Source organism: Streptosporangium sp. G12 (genome assembly GCF_052983175.1).
In genome coordinates this window covers 271,636-292,699 of record NZ_JBRIQO010000009.1, presented here as the reverse complement: position 1 = coordinate 292,699, position 21,064 = coordinate 271,636, and the positions used below count along the sequence as shown (strand labels likewise).

Annotated in this window: 19 protein-coding genes and 1 pseudogene; 16 read left to right on the top strand and 4 right to left on the bottom strand. The window is 70.4% G+C overall.

Annotated features, from left to right (window positions below):
* Positions 1 to 97 precede the first annotated feature (97 nt).
* A complete protein-coding gene (locus ACVCAG_RS16380; protein ID WP_440084188.1) occupies positions 98 to 304 on the bottom strand; it encodes an acyl-CoA carboxylase subunit epsilon in 207 nt (68 codons plus the stop codon).
* Entirely contained in the window at positions 301 to 1,905 is a 1,605-nt protein-coding gene (locus tag ACVCAG_RS16375) for a carboxyl transferase domain-containing protein (protein ID WP_440084187.1), read from the bottom strand. Before ACVCAG_RS16375 ends, ACVCAG_RS16380 begins: the two co-directional genes overlap by 4 nt.
* Positions 1,906 to 2,007: 102 nt before the next feature.
* On the opposite strand from ACVCAG_RS16375, the gene ACVCAG_RS16370 reads away from it, so the two are divergent.
* From ACVCAG_RS16370 to ACVCAG_RS16355, 4 genes are all read left to right on the top strand, one after another.
* Positions 2,008 to 2,796: an ATP-binding cassette domain-containing protein gene (locus tag ACVCAG_RS16370; protein WP_440084186.1), complete on the top strand. Its 789-nt coding sequence runs from the start codon at positions 2,008 to 2,010 to the stop codon at positions 2,794 to 2,796.
* Between the two features lie 47 nt (positions 2,797 to 2,843).
* Positions 2,844 to 4,463 (top strand): hypothetical protein, encoded by a 1,620-nt coding sequence (locus ACVCAG_RS16365; protein ID WP_440084185.1) that lies wholly within the window; start codon positions 2,844 to 2,846, stop codon positions 4,461 to 4,463.
* A gap of 134 nt (positions 4,464 to 4,597) precedes the next feature.
* The gene (locus tag ACVCAG_RS16360) at positions 4,598 to 7,234 is read left to right on the top strand and encodes a phosphoenolpyruvate carboxylase (RefSeq protein ID WP_440084184.1); all 2,637 of its coding nucleotides are present in this window, start codon (positions 4,598 to 4,600) and stop codon (positions 7,232 to 7,234) included.
* Positions 7,231 to 7,704: a GNAT family N-acetyltransferase gene (locus ACVCAG_RS16355; protein WP_447189986.1), complete on the top strand. Its 474-nt coding sequence runs from the start codon at positions 7,231 to 7,233 to the stop codon at positions 7,702 to 7,704. Before ACVCAG_RS16360 ends, ACVCAG_RS16355 begins: the two co-directional genes overlap by 4 nt.
* A gap of 165 nt (positions 7,705 to 7,869) precedes the next feature.
* On the opposite strand, the gene fdhD is transcribed toward ACVCAG_RS16355, so the two are convergent.
* Positions 7,870 to 8,802, bottom strand: a complete 933-nt coding sequence (gene fdhD, locus ACVCAG_RS16350; protein ID WP_447189985.1) for a formate dehydrogenase accessory sulfurtransferase FdhD — start codon at positions 8,800 to 8,802, stop codon at positions 7,870 to 7,872.
* Between the two features lie 148 nt (positions 8,803 to 8,950).
* Here fdhD and ACVCAG_RS16345 point away from each other — a divergent pair.
* The 10 genes and pseudogenes from ACVCAG_RS16345 to ACVCAG_RS16300 all read left to right on the top strand — a co-directional run.
* Positions 8,951 to 10,143: pseudogene (locus ACVCAG_RS16345) on the top strand (RNA-guided endonuclease InsQ/TnpB family protein); the annotation flags it as partial.
* Positions 10,144 to 10,326: 183 nt separating this feature from the next.
* Positions 10,327 to 11,151, top strand: coding sequence for a biotin--[acetyl-CoA-carboxylase] ligase (locus ACVCAG_RS16340; RefSeq protein WP_440084181.1), 825 nt, complete (start codon positions 10,327 to 10,329; stop codon positions 11,149 to 11,151).
* A 33-nt stretch (positions 11,152 to 11,184) separates the two neighbouring features.
* The gene (locus tag ACVCAG_RS16335) at positions 11,185 to 11,703 is read left to right on the top strand and encodes a PH domain-containing protein (RefSeq protein WP_440084180.1); all 519 of its coding nucleotides are present in this window, start codon (positions 11,185 to 11,187) and stop codon (positions 11,701 to 11,703) included.
* 3 nt (positions 11,704 to 11,706) lie between these two features.
* Positions 11,707 to 12,744, top strand: a complete 1,038-nt coding sequence (locus ACVCAG_RS16330) for an adenylate/guanylate cyclase domain-containing protein (protein ID WP_440084179.1) — start codon at positions 11,707 to 11,709, stop codon at positions 12,742 to 12,744.
* 76 nt (positions 12,745 to 12,820) lie between these two features.
* On the top strand, positions 12,821 to 13,906 hold the full coding sequence (locus ACVCAG_RS16325; RefSeq protein WP_440084216.1) for an S-(hydroxymethyl)mycothiol dehydrogenase: 1,086 nt from the start codon (positions 12,821 to 12,823) through the stop codon (positions 13,904 to 13,906).
* Positions 13,903 to 14,520 (top strand): MBL fold metallo-hydrolase, encoded by a 618-nt coding sequence (locus ACVCAG_RS16320; protein ID WP_440084178.1) that lies wholly within the window; start codon positions 13,903 to 13,905, stop codon positions 14,518 to 14,520. The genes ACVCAG_RS16325 and ACVCAG_RS16320 overlap by 4 nt, the downstream gene beginning before the upstream one ends.
* Positions 14,521 to 14,788: 268 nt before the next feature.
* On the top strand, positions 14,789 to 15,010 hold the full coding sequence (locus ACVCAG_RS16315) for a (2Fe-2S)-binding protein (RefSeq protein WP_440084177.1): 222 nt from the start codon (positions 14,789 to 14,791) through the stop codon (positions 15,008 to 15,010).
* Positions 15,011 to 15,025: 15 nt separating this feature from the next.
* Entirely contained in the window at positions 15,026 to 15,508 is a 483-nt protein-coding gene (gene bfr / locus ACVCAG_RS16310) for a bacterioferritin (RefSeq protein WP_362679010.1), read from the top strand.
* A gap of 251 nt (positions 15,509 to 15,759) precedes the next feature.
* On the top strand, positions 15,760 to 16,428 hold the full coding sequence (locus ACVCAG_RS16305; RefSeq protein ID WP_012888073.1) for a response regulator transcription factor: 669 nt from the start codon (positions 15,760 to 15,762) through the stop codon (positions 16,426 to 16,428).
* A gap of 3 nt (positions 16,429 to 16,431) precedes the next feature.
* Entirely contained in the window at positions 16,432 to 17,709 is a 1,278-nt protein-coding gene (locus tag ACVCAG_RS16300; RefSeq protein ID WP_440084176.1) for an ATP-binding protein, read from the top strand.
* Positions 17,710 to 17,827: 118 nt separating this feature from the next.
* Here the strand turns inward: ACVCAG_RS16300 and ACVCAG_RS16295 are convergent, their stop codons facing one another.
* A complete protein-coding gene (locus ACVCAG_RS16295) occupies positions 17,828 to 18,397 on the bottom strand; it encodes a GtrA family protein (protein ID WP_447189984.1) in 570 nt (189 codons plus the stop codon).
* A 295-nt stretch (positions 18,398 to 18,692) separates the two neighbouring features.
* Here ACVCAG_RS16295 and ACVCAG_RS16290 point away from each other — a divergent pair, with 295 nt between their 5' ends.
* The gene (locus tag ACVCAG_RS16290; RefSeq protein ID WP_447189983.1) at positions 18,693 to 19,637 is read left to right on the top strand and encodes a hypothetical protein; all 945 of its coding nucleotides are present in this window, start codon (positions 18,693 to 18,695) and stop codon (positions 19,635 to 19,637) included.
* Between the two features lie 286 nt (positions 19,638 to 19,923).
* Positions 19,924 to 21,009, top strand: a complete 1,086-nt coding sequence (locus ACVCAG_RS16285; RefSeq protein WP_440084215.1) for a 5-(carboxyamino)imidazole ribonucleotide synthase — start codon at positions 19,924 to 19,926, stop codon at positions 21,007 to 21,009.
* Positions 21,010 to 21,064 lie beyond the last annotated feature (55 nt).

Below are 21,064 nucleotides of genomic sequence, written 5' to 3'. Positions count from 1 at the left end.
TCCTCCAGGCCTCGGAACTAGCTGATCGGCTGACTATATGCGCCCATTTCTTAGATGGTCCCAACTCTCGCGCAACTTGACACCCTGTTCCCGGGATCTATCTCGGCAGTGCGCTCGATCGCCATGCGCCTTGCCCGACAGGAAGTGCTTTTCGCATGCGATGTGAGTGATTGCTCCAGGATTTCGATGTCTGCGAGGCTTTCGACGCCGGACTCGCCGGTGCGGCACGCGTCGAGATGGCGATCACCACCGCGGCGATCTCCTCGGGTGTCGCATCTCCTTTAATGATCTTCAAATGTCTCATAGCGGGATGTTCCCGTGCTTCTTCGGGGGCAGGGTCGCGCGCTTGTTGCGCAGGGTCCGCAGCGCCTTGACGATCTGGACCCGGGTGTCGGAAGGGCGGATCACGGCGTCCACATACCCACGTTCGGCCGCGAGATACGGGTTGGCGAGCGTGTCCTCGTACTCGGTGACGAACCTGGCCCGCTGGGCGTCCGGGTCCTCGGCCGCGGCGAGCTCGCGCCGGTAGAGGATGTTGACCGCGCCCTGCGCGCCCATCACCGCGATCTGCGCGGTCGGCCAGGCCAGGTTGACGTCGGCGCCCAGGTGCTTGGACCCCATGACGTCGTACGCCCCGCCGTACGCCTTGCGGGTGATGACCGTGACCAGGGGCACGGTCGCCTCCGCGTAGGCGTAGAGCAGCTTGGCGCCGCGCCGGATGATCCCGTTCCATTCCTGGTCGGTGCCCGGCAGGAATCCCGGGACGTCGACGAATGTCAGGACGGGAATGTTAAAGGCGTCGCATGTACGGACGAATCTCGCGGCTTTCTCCGAGGCCGCGATGTCCAGCGTGCCGGCGAAACTCATCGGCTGGTTGGCGACGATCCCCACCGAGCGCCCCTCGACCCGGCCGAAACCCACGAGGATGTTGGGCGCGAATTGCGCGTGCACCTCCAGGAATTCGCCGTCGTCCAGGACGTGTTCGAGAACCGTGTGCATGTCGTAGGGCTGGTTCGCCGAGTCGGGGATCAGCGTGTCGAGCTCGCGGTCCTCGTCGGTGGTCTCCAGCGGCGGATCGGCGTCGAACGCCGGGGCCTCGTCCATGTTGTTGGACGGCAGGTAGGACAGCAGCGCCCTGGCGAACTCCAGGCAGTCGGCCTCGTCGGACGCCTCGTAGTGGGCCACGCCCGAGCGGGAGCTGTGCGTGTGCGCCCCGCCGAGCTCCTCGAACGTCACCTCCTCGCCGGTGACCGTCCTGATCACGTCGGGGCCGGTGATGAACATGTGCGACTTCTCCGACACCATCAGCACGAAGTCGGTGAGCGCGGGCGAGTAGACGGCGCCACCCGCGCAGGGGCCCATGACCAGCGAGATCTGCGGGATCACCCCGGAGGCGTGGACGTTCCGCTTGAAGATCTCGGCGTACAGGCCCAGCGAGACGACGCCCTCCTGGATGCGCGCCCCTCCGGAGTCGTTGATCCCGATCACCGGGCAGCCGGTCTTCAGCGCGTGGTCCATGACCTTGACGATCTTCTCGCCGAAGACCTCGCCCAGGGAGCCGCCGAAGACGGTGAAGTCCTGGGCGAACACCGCCACCGGGCGGCCGTCGACCGTGCCGTACCCGGTCACGACCCCGTCGCCGTACGGTCGCTCGCGCTCCAGGCCGAAGCTCGTGGACCGGTGCCTGGCGAGCTTGTCGAACTCCACGAAGCTGCCCTCGTCGAGGAGGGCGAGCACCCGCTCCCCGGCGGTCATCTTCCCCGCGGCGTGCTGCTTCTCGACGGCGCGCGCCGAACCCGCGTGGGCCGCCTCGCCCAGGCGGCGCTCCAGGTCGGCCAGCTTCCCGGCCGTGGTGTGGATGTCGGGTCCGGAATCCAGTGGTTCGGCGCTCAGGGACTCGCTCATCCCAGCAGGGTAACCGTCGTCTCACATCGCGAACTATCGGGGGCGATCGTTCGTTTCCCGTGCGAGGCGGCCGATCGCGCGGGCCGCGGAAGGGGAGGCGCCATGCCGGACGTCACGGAGGCGGTAAGGACGCGGGGGCTGCTCAAGAGGTTCGGGCAGCAGGTGGCCGTGGGAGGTGTCGACCTGGTGGTGCCGCAGGGCAGCTTCGCCGGGCTGGTCGGCCCCAACGGCGCCGGGAAGACCACCACGCTCAGCATGGTCACCGGCCTCCTGCGCCCCGACGACGGCTCGGTCCACGTCGGGGGCGCCGACGTCTGGCGCGACCAGGTCGCGGTCAAGGGCCGCATCGGCGTGCTCCCCGAGGGGCTGCGCCTGTTCGAGCGGCTGTCGGGCAGGGAACTGCTCTCCTACAACGGCCAGCTCCGCGGCATCCCGAGGGACGAGGTGGGGCGGCGGGCGGAGGAGCTGCTGAAGGTCATGGACCTGACCGAGTCGGCCGACAAGCTCGTCGTCGACTACTCCACCGGCATGCGCAAGAAGATCGGCCTGGCCGCCGCGCTGCTGCACAACCCCGCGGTGCTCTTCCTCGACGAGCCGTTCGAGGGCGTCGACCCGGTCAGCGCCAACACGCTCGTCGAGGTGCTCAGGCGCTACACCGCCTCCGGGTCGACGGTGGTCTTCTCCAGTCACGTCATGGAGCTCGTCGAGCGGCTGTGCGACTGGGTCTCGGTGATGGACCGCGGGCGGATCGTCGCCCAGGGGCCGCTGGACGAGGTCAGGGCGGGCCGAGGCCTCAACGAGGCCTTTCTCGGCCTGGTCGGCGCCCGGGGCGGCGACGACGGCCCGAGGGGACGGGAGGGCCTGTCGTGGCTGGGCGCGACCCCCTCGTGAGCGCGCCGGAAGGGACCGGGCGGCAGGGGGACGGAAGGGATGACGGGGTGAGAGCGGGCGTGCGGGGAGACACCGGCGCGGCGGGCGCGGGTGCCGTGCGGGTGGGACCCATGGTGTTCGTACGGCTCAAACTGCGGCTCGTCGCCGGGAACCTGAGCGGCAGCACCGAGCGCCTGCTGGGGTTCGTCTTCACGGCGATCGCCGCCTTCCTCTTCGGCGCCCTCGGTTTCCTGCTGACGGCCACGCTGCGCCTCGCGCCCGCCGACGTCGCCCTGGAGGTCGCGACTGTGGTGTTCACCGTCTTCCTGGTGGGCTGGGCGGTCGTGCCGCTGCTGGCGTTCGGGCTGGACGACACGCTCGACCCGTCGCGCCTGGCGCTGTTCCCGCTGGGTACCGGCCGGCTGGCCACCGGCATGTTCGCCGCCTCGGTCACCGGCGTGTGGCCGCTCGCCTCGCTGGCCGTGATGGCCGGGGCCGTCGTCGGCCTGGCCACCGGGATCGGCGGGGTGATCCTGGGCCTGGTCGCGGTGCTGCTCCACTTCGCGCTCTGCGTCGTGCTCTCCCGGCTGGTCACCACGTCGCTGTCGGGGATCCTGCGCACCCGCAGGGGCCGCGACGTGCTGGCCGTCTCGGTGATCTTCTTCATCCTGGCGGCCCAGCTGCCCAACCTGCTGCTCAACGGCGGCCTGTCGGCCGACCCCAGGGCCGTGCTGCACGACGTCGCCTCGGTGCTGAGCTGGACCCCCTCCGGCGTCGCGGCCCGCTCCATCGCCGACGGGGGTCTCCCGGCGGTCGCGGGGTCGGCCCTGCTCGCCGTCCTGGTCGCCGGGGCCGGGTGGCTGTGGATCGCCGCGCTGCGCCGCGCCCTGGTCTCCTCCGACGCCTCCACCCAGGGCGCGTCGGTGCGCAACTCCCAGGGCCTGCTGGCCAGGATCCTGCCCGACGGCCCGCTCGCCGCGGTCGCGGGCAAGGAGCTCAAGTACGCCCGCCGCGACCCGCGGGGCAGGGTCGGCTGGTTCGCCGCCGTCGCGGTCACCGGCATCATGGCCTTCTCGATGTACGGGGAGAGCGACGGCGCGGCCGGGAGCTTCCTGGCGATCCTCCCCGCCTGCATCGGCGCGCTGATGATCAGCATCCAGGGGTGCAACGCCTTCGGCATCGACGGCCGCTCCCTGTGGACGAACGCCGTCGCCTACGGCACCGACCGCGACTGGCGCACCGACATCGCCGGGCGGCACCTGGCCGTGGCGACGATCGCGGTCCCGCTGCTGCTCGTGCTCGCCACGGTCGCGGCGCTGCCGGCCGGGAACGTCACCTGGGCGGTCCCGGCCACGCTCACCGCCTGGGGCGTCCTCGGGACCGGGCTCGGCGTGGGCGCGCTGACCAGCGTGCTGATGCCGTACACCGTGCCCGAGCGCCTGAACGCCTTCACCGGCGCGGCCCCCGGGCAGGGCGGTATCGCCTTCGCGGGGTCGTTCGCCGCGCTGATCGGCACCGGCCTGCTCGCGCTGCCGATCGTCCTGCCGGTCCTGTTCGGCCTCACCTGGGTCAGCGTGCTGGCGGTGCCGTACGGGCTGCTGGTCTCCTGGGGCGGCCGCAGGACCGCGGGGAAGATCGCCTTCTCCAGATATCCGGCCCTCCTGGAGGCGACCTCCGCGGCCACCTGACGATCACCCGGTGGGCCGTCGGGACGGCCCGCCGGAGACCGCGGGAACGGCCCGCGAACGGTCCCCCGAATGGTCTAGTCCAATGGGTGAGACCGGTCTCCGTTCGACAAAACGGACTGGGTACGCTGGCGGGCATGCCCGCCACCGTGTCCCATCAGGCAGAGCGTTCCTCCGCTGTCACCGAGATGCCCGACGAGCTGCGCGCGGACGTGCGACTGCTCGGTGAGCTCCTGGGGCAGGTCATCGCCGAGCATGGCGGCGATGACCTGCTCGCCGATGTCGAACGGCTGCGCAAGGCCGTCATCGGGGCCCGCAGAAAGCAGGTGTCGGTCGACGAGATCACCGCGATGGTGGCCGAGTGGCCGATCGACCGCGCGGTGCAGATCGCCCGCGCGTTCACCTGCTACTTCCACCTGGCGAACCTGGCCGAGGAACACTTCAGGATCCGCATCCTCCGGGTCCGCGACACCGGCGAGGAGCCGCTGCCCGAGTCCCTGGCCCAGGCCGTCCAGGAACTCGGCGACGGGAAGGTCGCCGACCTGGTCGAGGGACTGCGCCTGCACCCGGTGCTGACCGCGCACCCCACCGAGGCCCGCAGGCGCGCCGTGGTCACCGCGATCCAGCGCATCAGCGGCCAGCTCGCCGCGTACAACAGCTCCGACAGGGGCGCGGCGGAGCGGGCGGAGACCCGGCGGCGGCTGCTGGAGGAGATCGACCTGCTGTGGCGGACCGCCCAGCTCAGGTCCACCAAGCTCGACCCGCTGGACGAGGTGCGCACCGCGATGGCGGCCTTCGACGAGACCCTCTTCCGGGTGGTCCCGCAGGTCTACCGCGCCCTGGACGCCGCGCTCGGCGGAGGGGCCGGCACCGGCAAGCCCCGGGCCCGCGCCTTCATCAGATACGGCAGCTGGATCGGCGGCGACCGCGACGGCAACCCGAACGTCACCTCCAAGGTGACCAGGGACGCCGTGCTCATCCAGGCCGAGCACGTGCTGATCGCCCTGGAGAACGCCACGCTCAGGATCGGCCGCTCCCTCACCCTCACCGCCGACTACACCCCCGCCTCCGCCGGGCTGCGGGCCGCGCTGTCGAGCGCGGTGAACGACCACCCCGACGTGGTCTCGGAGATGGCCACCCGCTCCCCGAGGGAGCCGCACCGGCAGTGGCTGATGTTCGTCGCCGCCCGCATCGCGGCCACCCGCCAGCGCGGCCTCGACCTGGCCTACCGCTCGCCGGAGCAGCTCCTGGCCGACCTGCGGACGGCCCAGGACTCGCTGGTCGAGGCCGGGGCGAACCGGCAGGCGTACGGGGAGCTGCAGCACCTCATCTGGCAGGTGGAGACGTTCGGCTTCCACCTGGCCGAGCTGGAGGTCCGCCAGCACTCGCAGGTCCACGCCGCCGCGCTGGAGGAGATCGCCGCCGGGCGCACCTCTGAGCGGACCGAGGAGGTCCTGGCCACGATCCGCACGATCGCCTGGATCCAGGAGCGGTTCGGGGTGACCGCCTGCTCCCGCTACGTCGTCTCCTTCACCCGCTCGGCCGACGACATCGCCGCCGTCCACGCGCTGGCCGCTCACGCGATGGGCGACCGGGCGCCGCTGCTCGACGTGGTCCCGCTGTTCGAGTCGGGCGCCGACCTGGCCGCCGCCCCCGCGGTCCTGTCGGGGATGCTGGAGATCCCGGCCGTGCAGGCCAGGCTCGCCGCCGACCGGCGCCTGGAGGTCATGCTCGGCTACTCCGACTCCGCCAAGGAGCTCGGCCCGGCCGCCGCGACCCTGAAGCTGTACGAGGCCCAGGAGGCGCTGGCCGCATGGTCGGCCGAGCACGATGTGCCGCTGACGCTGTTCCACGGCCGGGGCGGCGCCCTGGGCCGGGGCGGCGGCCCGGCCAACCGGGCCGTGCTCGCGCAGGCCCCCGGATCGGTCGGCGGCAGGTTCAAGGTCACCGAGCAGGGCGAGGTCATCTTCGCCCGCTACGGTCACGACGCCATCGCCCGCCGCCACATGGAGCAGGTCACCTCGGCGGTGCTGCTCGCCTCCACCCCGTCCATCGAGGCCCGTACGGCCGACGCGGCGGGGCGCTTCCGCGGCGTGGCCGGACGGGTCGCCTCCGCCTCGGAGAAGGCCTACCGGCGGCTGACCGAGGCGCCCGGCTTCCCCGAGTGGTTCTCCCTGGTCAGCCCGCTGGAGGAGATCGGCTCGCTCCGCCTGGGCTCCCGCCCCGCCCGGCGCGGCCTCGGCGCGCCCCGGTCCCTGGACGACCTGCGGGCCATCCCGTGGGTGTTCGCCTGGGCCCAGACCCGGGTCAACCTGCCGGGCTGGTACGGCCTGGGCAGCGGCCTGGAGGCGGTGATCTCCGAGGCGGGCCTGGACGAGCTGCGCGCCGCCTACCGCGAGTGGCCGCTGTTCGCCTCGCTGCTGGACAACGTGGAGATGTCGCTGGCCAAGACCGACCGCGACATCGCCGCCCGCTACCTCGCGCTCGGCGCCAGGGACGACTTCGTCGAGCAGGTCCTGACCGAGTACGACCTCACGCGCCGGCTGGTCCTGGAGATCACCGGCCACACCCGCCTGCTGGAGGACCGCAGGGTCCTGTCCCGCGCGGTGCAGCTCCGCGACCCGTACGTGGACGCGCTCTCCCACCTGCAGTTGCGCGCCCTGTCCAGGCTCCGCGCGGACGAGGGGCTGTCGGAGGACGAGCGCGAGCGGCTGTCCACGCTGCTGCTCCTGTCGGTCAACGGCGTCGCCGCGGGCCTGCAGAACACCGGATGATCCGCGAGGCGGGGCCCGGGGACCTCCCGGCCGTGGAGAGCCTGGTCGAGGCGGCCTACCGGCCGTGGGCGGACCTCATCGGGGTCCGCCCGCGGCCGATGGACGACGACTACGCCGCCCACGTGGCGGCCGGTCGCCTGCACGTGCTGGACCTTCCGGGCGGGCTTCCCGGAGAGGGCGGGCACGCCGGGATCGCCGGGCTGATCGTGCTGGTCCCCGAAGAGGGCGTGCTGCTGGTGGACAACGTGGCGGTGGCTCCCGGCCTGCACGGCCGGGGGTTCGGCAGGCGCCTGCTCTCCTTCGCCGAGGAACGGGCCCGCGCCGCGGGCCTCGACGCCCTGCGCCTGTACACCCACGCCCGCATGGAGTCGAACATCGCCCTCTACCGGCGCCTCGGGTACGAGATCACCGAGCGCCGGGAGTCCGGCCCGCGCGATGTCGTCTTCATGGCCAAACGGCTCCCCGGCTGACGGAGACGGCTCCCCAGGATCCAATATGGGTGATTCTGGATGGAAGTGGACTAAAAGGTGCCGAGGTGGACGTTCGGGGGCCGGAGCGGGCGGCTCAGGGGCCGCTACGGGGTCTCTCGGGCGGGGCGGCCGGGACGGGGTCGTTCGAGAAGCGGTGCGGGCGGCTCAGCGGCCGATGCGGTGCGCCCCCGCGTAGACGTTGAATCGCTCCTCGCGCAGGAACCCGACCAGCGTCATCCCGAACTCCCTGGCGAGGTCGACGGCGAGGGACGACGGCGCGGAGACCGCGCAGACGACCGGCAGGCCCGCGGCGAGGGCCTTCTGCATGATCTCGTAACTGGTCCGCCCGCTGACCATGAGCACGTGCCCGCCCAGCGGCAGCCTCCCGGTCATCATCGCCCAGCCGACCAGCTTGTCCAGCGCGTTGTGCCGCCCCACGTCCTCGCGGACCGCGAGGGTCTCACCCCCGGCGGTGAACAGGCCGGCCGCGTGCAGCCCGCCGGTCTTGCCGAAGATCCCCTGGGCGCTTCTCAGTCTGCCGGGAAGGCCGTACAGGACCTCGGGGGAGACGGGCACGTCCTCCTGGCCGGGCAGCGGAGAGCAGCGGCCGCGCAGGGCGTCGAGGCTGGCGGTACCGCAGACGCCGCACGCGCTCGACGTCATGAAGTGCCGGTCGAGCGAGGGCAGGTTGGGCAGCCCGCCGCCGCGCAGCCGCACGGTCACCGTGTTGTAGCGCGCCTCCGGCGGCACATCCTCGTCGGTGCAGTAGGCGATGGAGGCGATGTCCGCCGGTGCCGCGACGCCCTCGCCGTACAGGAATCCGGCGGCCAGCTCGAAGTCGTGGCCGGGGGTGCGCATGGTGATCGCGACCGTGCGGCGTTCCTCGCCCGCCTGGACGCGGATCTCCAGCGGCTCCTCGGTGGCCAGGTCGTCCCTGCGCTCATGGATCGTCCCCGCCCGCATCTGCCCGACCCGCGCCCGGGTGGTGGGCCCCGGCCTCCGCACGACCTCCACCGCCTCGAAGCCCGGATTCACCTCTGAGCCCGGAGCGTCTTCCGCGTCGGCGTCGTTCCGGGCGGGGATATGTCTGCTCATCATCAGTTACCTCCAAGGAAACCCCCGCCTTTTAGGCGGGGAGGAACCGGACCCCTGCGGAGCAGGACCTGGGCAGGCGATTCGCCGCCAGGCAACCGCCGTATCGAACATACGCACGATTCTTAGCCAATCATGCGGTAGAATGTAAGAAATGGCGCAGACAGTTAAGCGAGCCTACAAGTTCCGCTTCCACCCGACCCCCGAGCAGGCCGAAGAGCTTGCCCGGACGTTCGGCTGCGTCCGCCTGGTCTACAACAAGGCCCTCGAAGAGCGCACCCGCGCCTACACCCTGCAAGGCCGTCGCGTTTCCTATGTGGAGTCGTCGGCCAAGCTGACCGAGTGGAAGCGCGGCGGCGACTACGACTTCCTGTCCGAGGTGTCGTCGGTCCCGTTGCAGCAGGCACTGCGGCACCTTCAGACGGCGTTCGCGAGCTTCTTCGCCAAGCGTGCGAAGTACCCGACGTTCAAGTCCCGCAAGAAGTCGCGGTTGAGCGCTGAGTACACCCGGTCGGCATTCCGCTGGCGCGACGGCCGGTTGACGCTGGCGAAGATGGATCAGCCGCTTGCGATCGTGTGGTCGCGCCCGCTGCCCGAGGGGGCGGAGCCGTCCACGGTCACCGTGTCGAAGGACGCGGCGGGCCGCTGGTTCGCCTCCATGCTGGTGGAGGAGAAGATCAACCCTCTCCCGCCCGTGACGCGGAACGTGGGCGTGGACGTGGGCATCACCGCGCTGGCCACGCTCTCCACCGGAGAGAAGATCGTCAACCCGCGTCATGAACGCCGCGACCGGCGCAAGCTGGCCAAGACTCAGCGCGACCTCGCCCGCAAAGAGAAGGGTTCGGCGAACCGGCAGAAGGCCAAACTCGCGGTCGCCCGCGTTCACGCCCGCATCGCCGATCGCCGCCGCGATCATCTGCATAAGGTCACCACACGGCTTGTTCGCGAGAACCAAGTGATCGCCGTGGAAGACCTGACCGTCCGTAACATGGTAAAGAATCGGAGTCTGGCACGGGCAATCTCGGACGCCTCCTGGCGGGAGATGCGCTCCATGCTGGAGTACAAGGCCCAGTGGTACGGGCGCACCGTGGTGGCCGTGGACCGCTGGTTCCCGTCGAGCAAGCTGTGCTCGGCCTGCGGAACGCTGCAGGAGAAGATGCCGCTGAACGTCCGGGAGTGGACATGTGCCTGCGGCGCGGTCCACGACCGTGATGTGAACGCTGCGAAGAACGTGCTCGCCGCCGGGCTGGCGGAGAGCTGAAACGCCTGTGGAGCTGGTGTAAGACCTCAAGGAGAGTCCTCTTTGGCGGGCGACCGGCAATGAAGCAGGAACCCTCGCGGGCGACCGTGGGGACCCCCCTCGTGCACGAGGGGGAGGATGTCAACATCTCTTTTCGCCGCCGCCTGAACGGGTTCTCACCCCGACCGAAAGCCGGACCTTGCCCGCCGCCCCAGACTTCGACAACAGTATTCCCTGGTCATTGGATTAATTCGGTAACAGGGGGTCGTTAGTGGAGGCAAGATGGCTAAGTGCTCGACTCGCCCTTCACTGATCTCGACCGCCCGCCGCTCTCCCAGGCGGCGCTCACCCGCGCGCTGGTCCGTCCCGGTGGACTCTGGTCCGGCATCTCCGTGGTCGAAAGGACCGGATCGACCAACGCCGACCTCGCGCACGCCGTCCGCGACGGCGCGCGGCAGGGCGCCGTCGTCGTCGCCGAGTCCCAGTTCGCCGGACGTGGCAGGCTCGGCCGCGTCTGGAGCGCCCCGCCACGTTCCGGCCTGACGTTCTCGATCCTCCTGCGTCCCGACCCGCCCATGTCCGAGCAGGGGTGGCTGCCCCTGCTCGTCGGCCTGGCGGTCGCGTCGGCCGTGCGGAAGGTCGCCGAGGTCGACGTACGGCTCAAGTGGCCCAACGACCTGCTGATCGGCGAGCGCAAGCTCGCCGGGGTGCTCGCCGAGCGGATCGACAGCGCGGTGATCGTGGGCGTCGGGCTCAACGTGAGCGTGCGCCCCGAGGAACTGCCGGTGGAGACCGCCACCTCCCTGGCCATCGAGGAGGCCGCCTGCGTCGACCGCGATCCGATCCTGCGCGCGATGCTGCGGGAGATCGAGACCCACTACCGCGAGTGGTCGGAGGCGAACGGCGACGTCGAGGCCTGCGGCCTGCGGGCCGCCTACCTCGCGATCAGTGCCACGGTCGGGCGGGAGGTCAGGGTGGAGCTGCCCGGCGAGCGGGTGCTCACCGGCACCGCCACCGGTGTCGACCGCGCCGGGCGCCTGCTCGTCGGCTCCAAGGGGGAGGAGCACGCGCTCAGCGCGGGCGACGTCGTGCATGTTCGACCTCACAGCTCATGACGTGGGGCATGAAGGCGTGCCACGATTTGCCCCATGGGTCTACCCGATCATCACATGACGGAGGGGGAGCGACGGATCAGGTCGTTCCACCCTCACTGGAAGCGACTTATCGGCCCGTTCCTCGCGTTGATCCTGATCATCGTGGGGTCCGGCGCCGCTCTTTTCTTCATGCCCGACTTCGAGTACCGGTTTCAGGCGCTCGTCGCGGTGGCCGTAGTCGCCGTCGGCCTGCTGACCGTGTGGTCGTTCATCCCGTACCTGCGCTGGAAGAACACCTCGTACGTCCTCACCTCGCACCGGTTCACCATCGGCACGGGGGTGCTGAACACGTCCGTCGACGACATCCCGATGACCAAGGTGAACACGGTCAGTGCCGACCAGACCCTCCTGGAGAGGCTCTTCGGCTGCGGCACGCTGGTCGTCGAGTCGGCGGGCGACCACGGCCGGATCACGCTGCGGGACATTCCCCGGATCCAGGAGGTGCGGGCCGAGCTGTTCCGCGCGATCGACGACGCGGCGGACGGGGAGCCCTCGGAACCCGGCGGGCGGTGACCCATGGGGCCTGACCTCCTGGGCCTGGGGGAGGGCGGGGACGAGACGGAGGTTCCCGCCGGACGCCCGACGGCCGAGCAGATCAAGCGCCTCTTCGTCGGCGCCCCGCCGCGCCACACGCGGATCCAGGTGGCGAGCCTGGCCCGGTTGCCGCAGGAGCTCACCGAGCGGATCTGGCGCGCGCTGGGGTTCGCCACGCTCCCCGACGACACCGTGGCCTTCACCGACGCGGACGTGGCCGTGCTGGAACGGGTCCGGGTGATGATGGAGGGCGGCCTGCTGGACGACCAGACCGTCATCCGGATGGCGAGGGCACTCGGCCAGACGACGGCGAGGCTCGCCCAGTGGCAGGCCGAGATCATGATCGGCGCCATGATCGACCCCGGCCGCCGGCCCACCGACGAGGACCTGACGGCGGTCATGGAGACCTCGCGTCGGCTGCTCCCCGACTTCGAGCAGATGCTGGTGCACGTCTGGCGCGCCCAGCTCGCCGCCGCCGGGACCCGCCTGCTGACGCTCGCCGACATCACCGACGAGATCGTGCCGGCCCGGCTCACCCTCGCGGTGGGCTTCGCCGACCTGGTCTCCTTCACCCGGGTCTCCCGCGAGCTGGACGAGCGGGGCCTGGCCGAGCTGGTCGAGGGCTTCGAGTCGCGGGCCTCCGACGTCGTCGCCGAGCACGGCGGGCGGATGGTCAAGACACTCGGTGACGAGGTGTTCTTCACCGCCGCCGACCCGCGGACGGCCGCGGTGATCGCCCTGGACCTGGTCGGCGCGATCCGCAAGTACGGACCCGACGTGCGGATCGGGCTGGCGTACGGCCCGGTGCTGCCGATCATGGGCGACGTCTTCGGCACGACGGTGAACCTGGCGGCCAGGCTCACGGCCATCGCCCGCCCCGGCAGCGTCATCGCCGACGACAGGCTGGCCGAGGCGCTGAAGGACACGCCCGGCGTCGAGGTCGGCCGGATCCGCCGGCGGCCGGCCCGCGGCCTGGGGGTCGTGCAGCCGTACGTGTTGCGCCGGGCTGGTAATCATTGAGGCTGGGCGCCCCAGGACCGTTCAATCGGTAAGCGGGCCCGCGAGGGTCGAAACCATGACAGATGAGGTGCAGGACATGCCGTACACCGTGCAAGGCGTGGTCGCGCGTGGCAAGTGCGAGCCCGTCTCGCTAGAGACCGTTATCGTGCCCGATCCGGGCCCCGGCGAGGCCGTGGTGACGGTCCAGGCCTGTGGCGTCTGCCATACGGACCTGCACTACCGCGAGGGCGGCATCAACGACGAGTTCCCCTTCCTGCTCGGTCACGAGGCGGCCGGGGTGGTCGAGGCGGTCGGCGAGGGCGTCACCGAGGTCGCCCCCGGTGACTTCGTGATCCTGAACTGGCGGGCCGTGTGCGGCGACTGCCGGGCGTGCCTGCGGGGCCGCCCCTGGTACTGCTTCAACACCCACAACGCCACCCAGAAGATGACCCTGGCCGACGGCACGCCGCTCAGCCCGGCCCTGGGCATCGGCGCCTTCATCGAGAAGACCCTGGTCGCGGCCGGGCAGTGCACCAAGGTCGACCCGGCGGCGCCGGCGCAGGTGGCCGGGCTGCTGGGCTGCGGCGTGATGGCGGGCCTCGGCGCCGCCATCAACACCGGCGGGGTGACCCGCGGCGACAGCGTGGCGGTCATCGGGTGCGGCGGCGTCGGCGACGCGGCCATCCTGGGGGCCAGGCTGGCGGGCGCCTCGAAGATCATCGCGGTGGACGTGGACGACCGCAAGCTCGACTGGGCCAAGGACTTCGGCGCCACCCACACGGTCAACTCCCGCACCTCCGACGTGGTCGAGACGGTCAAGGAGCTCACCGGCGGCAACGGCGCCGACGTGGTCATCGAGGCGGTCGGCCGCCCCGAGACCTACCGGCAGGCCTTCTACGCCCGCGACCTGGCCGGCACCGTGGTCCTGGTCGGGGTGCCCACCCCGGACATGACGCTGGAGCTGCCGCTGCTCGACGTCTTCGGCCGCGGCGGCGCGCTGAAGTCCTCCTGGTACGGCGACTGCCTGCCCAGCCGCGACTTCCCCATGCTCATCGACCTCTACCTCCAGGGGCGGCTCGACCTCGACCGCTTCGTCTCCGAGACGATCGGCCTCGGCGACGTCGAGGACGCCTTCGCCAAGATGCACCGCGGCGAGGTCCTGCGCTCGGTGGTGATCCTGTGATCGACAGGGTCGTCACCTCCGGTACGTTCTCGCTGGACGGCGGGACGTGGGACGTCGACAACAACGTCTGGATCGTCGGCTCGGCCAGCGAGGTCCTCGTCGTCGACGCCGCGCACGACGCCGCCGCGATCGCCGAGCGGGTCGGTGACCGCGAGGTCAAGGCCATCGTCTGCACCCACGCGCACAACGACCACATCGACGCGGCGGCCGATCTCGCCGAGCGGACGGGCGCGCCGATCCTGCTCCACCCGGCCGACCGGGTGCTGTGGGAGATGGTCTACACCGACCTGCCGTACACCCCGCTCGAGGACGGGCAGGTGCTCTCGGCCGGGGGGATCGAGCTGACCGTGCTGCACACGCCGGGTCACGCTCCGGGTGCGGTCTGCCTGTACGGGGCGGACATCGGCGCGGTCTTCACCGGCGACACCCTGTTCAAAGGCGGTCCCGGCGCGACGGGGAGGTCCTTCTCCTCCTTCGACACGATCATCGAGTCGATCAAGGGGCGGCTGCTCGCCCTGCCGCCGGGGACGGCCGTGCACACCGGTCACGGCGCCTCGACCTCCATCGGCGCGGAGGCGGGGCACCTGGAGGAGTGGCTGGCCAGAGGCCACTGACCCGCGGTTCACCGCGCTCGGCCCGATCACGCGCCCCGGCCTTCGCCGGGGCGCGTTCGCGTGTTTCGGCGGGTGTGTCCCGTACTCGCGCGGGTCCGTATCGGCCCCGTACCGGCGAGGTGTCCGCGGGGCGCGGCCTGGGCCGCCCGGGGTGTCTCCGCACGCCGGGATGGGGTTTCCCAGACGGGAGATTCGTGTTTGGGACGGAGGTATTAAGGCTTTGTGTCCTAGTTCACATAGGCAAGCCTAACCAAATGAGTTAGTTTAGGTGTGCCTAACCTATGATAGTCTTCAGAAAGGTCGCACCCCCGTGTACGTATGCGTCTGCCGCGCGGTCACCGAGAACGAGGTGCACGACTGCATCTCGGCAGGGGCCAAGAGCGCGCGCCAGATCCGCGATGCCACGGGTGCCGGTGGCGACTGCGCTTCTTGCGTGCGCAAAATCTGTGCGATCCTAAAGCGGTCCGAAGATTTAATGCCGACCGCATAGCACGAGGAGCTCGCCATGCAGGGCGACAAGAAAATCATCGAACTGCTCAACGAGCAGCTGACCGCAGAGCTGACCGCGATCAACCAGTACTTCCTGCACGCCAAGATGCAGGAGAACTGGGGATACACCAGGCTGGCCAAATACACCCGCGAAGAGTCCATCGACGAGATGCGCCACGCGGAGAAGCTGACCGATCGCATCCTCTTCCTCGAAGGACTGCCCAACTACCAGAAGCTGGGCACCCTGCACATCGGCCAGACCGTCGCCGAGCAGCTTCGCGCCGACATGGACGTCGAGCTCGAGGTGGTCACCCGGCTGAAGCCGGCCATCATCCTGATGCGGGAGAAGGGCGACGCCACCTCGGCCCGCCTGTTCGAGGAGATCCTCGAGGACGAGGAGCGCCACATCGACTACCTGGAGACCGAGCTCGGTCTCATCGGGAGTCTGGGAGAGCAGCTCTACCTCGCTCGCTACGCCGAGCCGCCGTCGGCCTCCTGACGTGAATCGAGCAGAACACGCCCGCCAGATCCCTTCTGGTAGGGCGTGTTCTGTTTTGTCGGTCGATCCTTTGGTGAGCCTGTGCTTTCCAGGGACTTCCAATGCGGGAGACCTACTCCGCGGCCCTCGGCCGTTGCGGGATGACTATCCGGGATTTATCAGTGTTTGCCCAGGTCAATGGATAGGTCAACGACGAGTCAAACCGCGCGCTGTACCCGGGAAACGATCCCCTAAGGTCCTACGATCGCAACATGACCTGTGTACTACTCGCCGAGGATGACACCTCGATTTCCGAGCCACTGGCGCGAGCTCTGCGCCGCGAGGGTTATCAAGTAGAGGTGAGCCCTGATGGCCCGCAGGCTCTGGAGCGGGCGCTGTCAGGTGGCATCGACCTGATCGTTCTCGACCTGGGCCTGCCCGAGATGGACGGCCTGGAGGTGGCCCGGCGCATCCGCGCCGAAGGCCACGGAACTCCCGTGCTGATCCTCACCGCCCGTGTCGACGAGGTCGACACGGTGGTGGGCCTCGACGCCGGGGCCGACGACTATGTCACCAAGCCGTTCCGCCTCGCCGAGCTGCTGGCGCGCGTCCGCGCGCTGCTGCGGCGCGGCACATCCGAGACGCCCGTTGTCCAGGGCGTGCGCATCGACGCCGACTCCCGTCGCGCGTGGATGGGAGACAAGGAGCTGCATCTGACCACAAAGGAGTTCGACCTGCTGAGGGTCCTGGTCCGCGACGCCGGAAAGGTGGTTACCCGAGAGCAGATCATGCGCGAGGTGTGGGACACCAACTGGTGGGGGTCGACCAAGACCCTGGACATGCACATCTCGTGGCTACGCCGGAAACTCGGTGACGACGCCGCCAAGCCCCGATACATCACCACCGTTCGAGGAGTCGGCTTCAGGTTCGAGCGCGAGTAGGAGATGCGCCGCCGTCTGCTCTCCTCAACTCTCCTCGTCGCGGTCATCGGGGTGTTGCTGCTCGGCATTCCCCTCGGTGTGGCGGTCAACCGGCTCATCGAGGAGGAGGCGACCCAGGAACTCTCCTCCCATGCCAAAAGCCTGCTCGGGGAGGTCGAGTACGCCCGGATCCAGGACCAGCCCGTCGACGAGCAACAGCTGGAACGCAAGTATTCCGATCTCTACATCCAGATTTACGCGAAGGGGACTCCTCCCCAGGTGATAACGGTGGGCACCGAGCCCCCCGAGAGCCAGAAGATGACCGAGGACGCGCAGTCGGAGAACGGCGTGTACGTCGCGGTCAGCCGGGACAAGACGGGAGTGGAGCGTGAGGTCCGCGCGTGGTTGTTCCTCATCCTGGGACTAGCCGCCGCTGCCCTCGCGGTCGCGGTCGGGCTCGCCATCGTGCAGTCGCGCCGCCTGACGTTACCGCTCAGCGACCTTGCGATGATCGCTGAGCGGCTCGGGTCCGGTGACGCCAGACCGAGCAAGCACCGTTACGGCATCCAGGAACTCGACCGGGTGGCCGAGGTGCTCGACCGCAGCGCGACCCGCATCTCCGACCTCCTGGCCAGGGAGCGGGAGTTCGCGACCGACGCCTCCCATCAGCTCCGTACCCCGCTCACTGGCCTGACCATGAGACTTGAGGAGATCGTCGCCGCCGCCGACGAGCCGGGGATCGTGAAGGAGGAGGGCGAGGCCGCCATCGTGCAGGCCGAGCGGCTCACCGCTGTGATCGACGAGCTGCTGGCCACCGCCAGACGGCAGCGTCAGGCGCAGTCCGAGGTCGTCGAGCTCGACGTGCTGCTCGATCAGCAGTTCATCGAGTGGGGTCCGGCGTTCCGCAGGGCCGGGCGGCGGCTGAGCCTGGCCGGCACGCGCGGCCTCCAGGCGCTGGGCACCGGCGGCGGCATCGGCCAGGTGATCTCCACCCTGCTGGAGAACTCGCTGGAGCACGGTGGCGGCACGGTGACGGTGACCACCAGCGCCAGGGACAGGTCCATCGTGATCGAGGTCGCCGACCAGGGGAGCGGCATTCCCGACGACCTGGCTCCCAGGGTCTTCGAACGGAACGTGAGCGGGCGCGGCAGCACGGGTCTCGGCCTGCCCCTCGCCAGGGCGCTGGCCGCCGCCGACGGTGGACGCCTGGAGCTCGTACGGGCGCGCCCGGCGACGTTCGCGTTCTTCCTGCGCCAGGTGGGCGAGCCGGGCAGGAACCGCGTCGTACGCGGGCCCGCCTGAGCGCTCCCGCCTGAGCGTTCCCGCCGGGGCTCCGGGCGCGGTGGTCTTCGGCCGCGTGCGGGGGATGCGCCGACCGGGGCCGGGGGCGACGTACCGACGTCGGCCGGGGCGTGTGGGGCTAACGCGGGCCGGGGGGCGGCGCGTTCTCCTCCGAGGTCTTGTTCAGGAGATACATGTGGCCGTTGACCTGGCTGTTCGGTGTCGCCGGCCGGCTCGGTGGCGTGCCGGGGACGGCTTCGACCGGCCCGTCCGGCGGCGTGCCGGGCAGGAAGACCCACTTCTTGTACGACCAGAACCTGAACAGGGTGCCGAGGGCGGTGCCGGTGAGCAGGGCGATGTTGTAACTCAGCGCGTCCTGCAGACCCAGGGTGTAGGTCACGAAACCGATCACCAGCAGCGAGATCAGCAGGCCGATGCCGTTGAGGACGAAGAACAGGAAGTACTCGCGGGCCAGGCCGCTCTGCTCCCGGTGCCTGAACGTCCAGTAGCGGTTGCCGAGGTAGGCGAAGGTGGCCGCGACGATCGTGGCGAAGACCTTGGAGCTGAGCGGTCCCAAGCCGACGCCGAACCTCAGCAGGTTGGTGCCACCGGTGTCGATCACGAAGGCGACCGCGCCGATCGTCCCGAACTTCGCCAGCTCTCGCGCCAGCTCGGCGAGCCGCTGGTAGGCGTGTCGGAGAAACTCCACGTTTCCTGCACGGTCCTTTCGGGGGTCGGCTGCTGATCCGCCGCGTCGGATGACCTCGAACACTCTTCGGGCCAGGCTACCGGTGAGGAGGCGTGATCCGCGCGAGGTTGACCCGTTGATGTCCATAGCCACCAGCGGGGGCGTTTTCGGCAAATGTCGCATAACACCGGATAAATAGGGGGTATTGGCGTTACGCTGATCTCTCTGACCACGGGAAGTCCCTGAAACTTTCACCTCCCGTGATCGGTCCAGACGGACTGCCGTACGCGACGGCCACTACCCCGGGGATCAACCCTTGCGCCGCCGACTCCTCGCCTTGATCCTCGGTCTGTCGATGATGACCGGCTGCGGCGCGCGGAGCGACACGCCGGGTACCACCCCCGAGACCGGCCCGTCGCGCGAGGCGTCCGCCGGGGTGGAGCTCGCCGAGGCGTCCAAGGCTTTCGCGTTGCTGGGAAGGCTCGACAAGGCCTGGCGCGACCGGGACTGCGCGACCGTCGAGAGGCTCACCACCTGGGCGGAGAGAGCGCTGGGCGGTCGTGCCTGCGAGGCGACCCGGAACGGCCGCCCAGCCCCCGCCAGGAAGTCCTACACCGACGTGGAGTTGTACCTGCCCGGCGTCGCCGGCCAGGACCGCTGGTTCGTCGCCCTGGCCCGCGAGCCCGACCCGGCCTACTTCCTGTTCCTCCAGGAGGACGGCGAGTGGCGGCTCGGCGCCGGTCCCATCCCGATCCTGGGCGAGATCCGCGAGCCGACCGAGGGCGCGGTACCCGCCGACGACCCCGACGCGGGGGTCAAGGCCCGTCTCGTGCCGCAGCGCTACCTGACCTACCTGACCGACCCGGTGGGGGTGAGCGGGGTGACCTTTCCCAAGGGCGACCCGGTCCGGGATCTCTTCGACGATCTGGTCAGGCGGCCGCTGAGCGTGCGGCCCGACCGCCTCACCGCCGACGTCCGCCTGCTCGTCGGCCCTCAGCGCGCGCTGCTGCTGCCCACCGGGGGCGCCCTGGTCATCCACGCCCTGGAGATCGAATACCGGCAGAGAGCCCGTCCGGGCCGTTCCTCCCTGGCCCGCCCCCTCTACGGCAGGGCCGACCTGCGCGGTTTCACCGGCAGGACCAGAACCGCGAAGCTGACCGGGACCGAGGTCGTGCTCGTCGCCACCGCGATCGGCGGCAGCGGCTCCACGCTCGCCACGACCGCCCTGCGCCGCGGCCTCGCCACCCTCACGGCGGACTGAGCGCCTCCGGACGGCCGCTCCCGGTCGCCGGCAGGCCCCTTCGCGGGTCCCGGCAGGTCGCTCTCGGGTCCGGGCGGGTCCCTCCGCGGGTGTCCTGGCAGATCGCTCTCGAGTCCGGGCGGGTCCCTCCGCGCGCCCCGGCAGGTCGCCCGCCGGCCGCCTGCCATCCGCCCGCCGCCTGGTCCCGTACCGCGTGACAGTAAACTTAACCGCTGTGAGCAGCCCTTCTTTGGCCAGTCCCATCGGACCCGTCGTCGGCGTGATCGGAGCGGGCCAGCTGGCCCGGATGACACAGCAGGCGGCCATCGCCCTCGGCATCGAGTTGCGGGTGCTGGCAAACTCGCCCGACGAGAGCGCCGCCCGAGTGATCGCCGACGTGCGTCTGGGCGACTACCGGTCCCTGGCCGACCTGCGCGATCTCGCCAAGGGATGTGACGCGGTCACCTTCGACCACGAGCACGTGCCCACCGAGCACGTCCGGGCCCTGGCCGAGGACGGCTTCGCCGTGCACCCCGGGGCCGGCGCGCTCGTCCACGCCCAGGACAAGGCCGTGATGCGCGAGCGGCTGACCGCGATCGGCGTGCCCTGCCCGCCCTGGCGGCGGGTCGAGACGGCCGCCGACGTCGAGGAGTTCGCCGCGGAGAACGGCTGGCCGGTCGTGCTCAAGGCGGTCCGGGGCGGCTACGACGGGCGCGGCGTCTGGGTCTGCCGCTCCGCGGACGACGCGACCGAGGTCCTGGCCTCCGGCGTGCCGCTGATGGCCGAGGGGTTCGTGCCGTTCGAGCGGGAGCTCGCCGTGCTGGTCGCCAGGTCGCCGCACGGGCAGGGCGTCAGCTACCCGGTGGTGGAGACCGTCCAGCGCGACGGCATCTGCGTCGAGGTGCTCGCCCCCGCTCCCGGCCTCGACCCCGAGTGGGCCGCGGTGGCCCAGCGGATCGCCCTGACCATCGCCAAGGAACTGGGCGTGACCGGGCTGCTGGCCGTGGAGATGTTCGCCACCTCCTCGGGGCTGGTGGTGAACGAGCTGGCCATGCGCCCGCACAACAGCGGTCACTGGACGATCGACGGGGCCCGCACCTCCCAGTACGAGCAGCACCTGCGCGCGGTCCTCGACCTCCCGCTCGGGTCGCCCGCGCCGACCGCCCCCGTGGTGGTGATGGCCAACCTCCTGGGTGGTGACGACCCGGAGATCTTCTCCCGGTACGAGCACGTGATGGCCCACGATCCGGGAATCAAGGTCCACTTCTACGGCAAGGAGGTGCGGCCGGGGCGCAAGATCGGTCACGTCACCGCGATGGGCACCGACCTGGACGAGGTCCGCGCGCGTGCCCGGCACGCCGCCGTCTACCTCACCGAGGGAAGATACACCTGAGCCTGCGGACCGGCCGGTCCGTTCTTCCGGCGCCTCGAAGGCACCGGACCGCCGA

Bases quoted from the DNA above. Each gene is read 5' to 3' on its own strand.
- ACVCAG_RS16380 (WP_440084188.1), bottom strand. From the start codon at position 304: ATGAGACATTTGAAGATCATTAAAGGAGATGCGACACCCGAGGAGATC.
- ACVCAG_RS16375 (WP_440084187.1), bottom strand. From the start codon at position 1,905: ATGAGCGAGTCCCTGAGCGCCGAACCACTGGATTCCGGACCCGACATC.
- ACVCAG_RS16370 (WP_440084186.1), top strand. From the start codon at position 2,008: ATGCCGGACGTCACGGAGGCGGTAAGGACGCGGGGGCTGCTCAAGAGG.
- ACVCAG_RS16360 (WP_440084184.1), top strand. From the start codon at position 4,598: ATGCCCGCCACCGTGTCCCATCAGGCAGAGCGTTCCTCCGCTGTCACC.
- ACVCAG_RS16355 (WP_447189986.1), top strand. From the start codon at position 7,231: ATGATCCGCGAGGCGGGGCCCGGGGACCTCCCGGCCGTGGAGAGCCTG.
- fdhD (WP_447189985.1), bottom strand. From the start codon at position 8,802: ATGATGAGCAGACATATCCCCGCCCGGAACGACGCCGACGCGGAAGAC.
- ACVCAG_RS16335 (WP_440084180.1), top strand. From the start codon at position 11,185: ATGGGTCTACCCGATCATCACATGACGGAGGGGGAGCGACGGATCAGG.
- ACVCAG_RS16330 (WP_440084179.1), top strand. From the start codon at position 11,707: ATGGGGCCTGACCTCCTGGGCCTGGGGGAGGGCGGGGACGAGACGGAG.
- ACVCAG_RS16325 (WP_440084216.1), top strand. From the start codon at position 12,821: ATGCCGTACACCGTGCAAGGCGTGGTCGCGCGTGGCAAGTGCGAGCCC.
- bfr (WP_362679010.1), top strand. From the start codon at position 15,026: ATGCAGGGCGACAAGAAAATCATCGAACTGCTCAACGAGCAGCTGACC.
- ACVCAG_RS16305 (WP_012888073.1), top strand. From the start codon at position 15,760: ATGACCTGTGTACTACTCGCCGAGGATGACACCTCGATTTCCGAGCCA.
- ACVCAG_RS16300 (WP_440084176.1), top strand. From the start codon at position 16,432: ATGCGCCGCCGTCTGCTCTCCTCAACTCTCCTCGTCGCGGTCATCGGG.
- ACVCAG_RS16285 (WP_440084215.1), top strand. From the start codon at position 19,924: ATGACACAGCAGGCGGCCATCGCCCTCGGCATCGAGTTGCGGGTGCTG.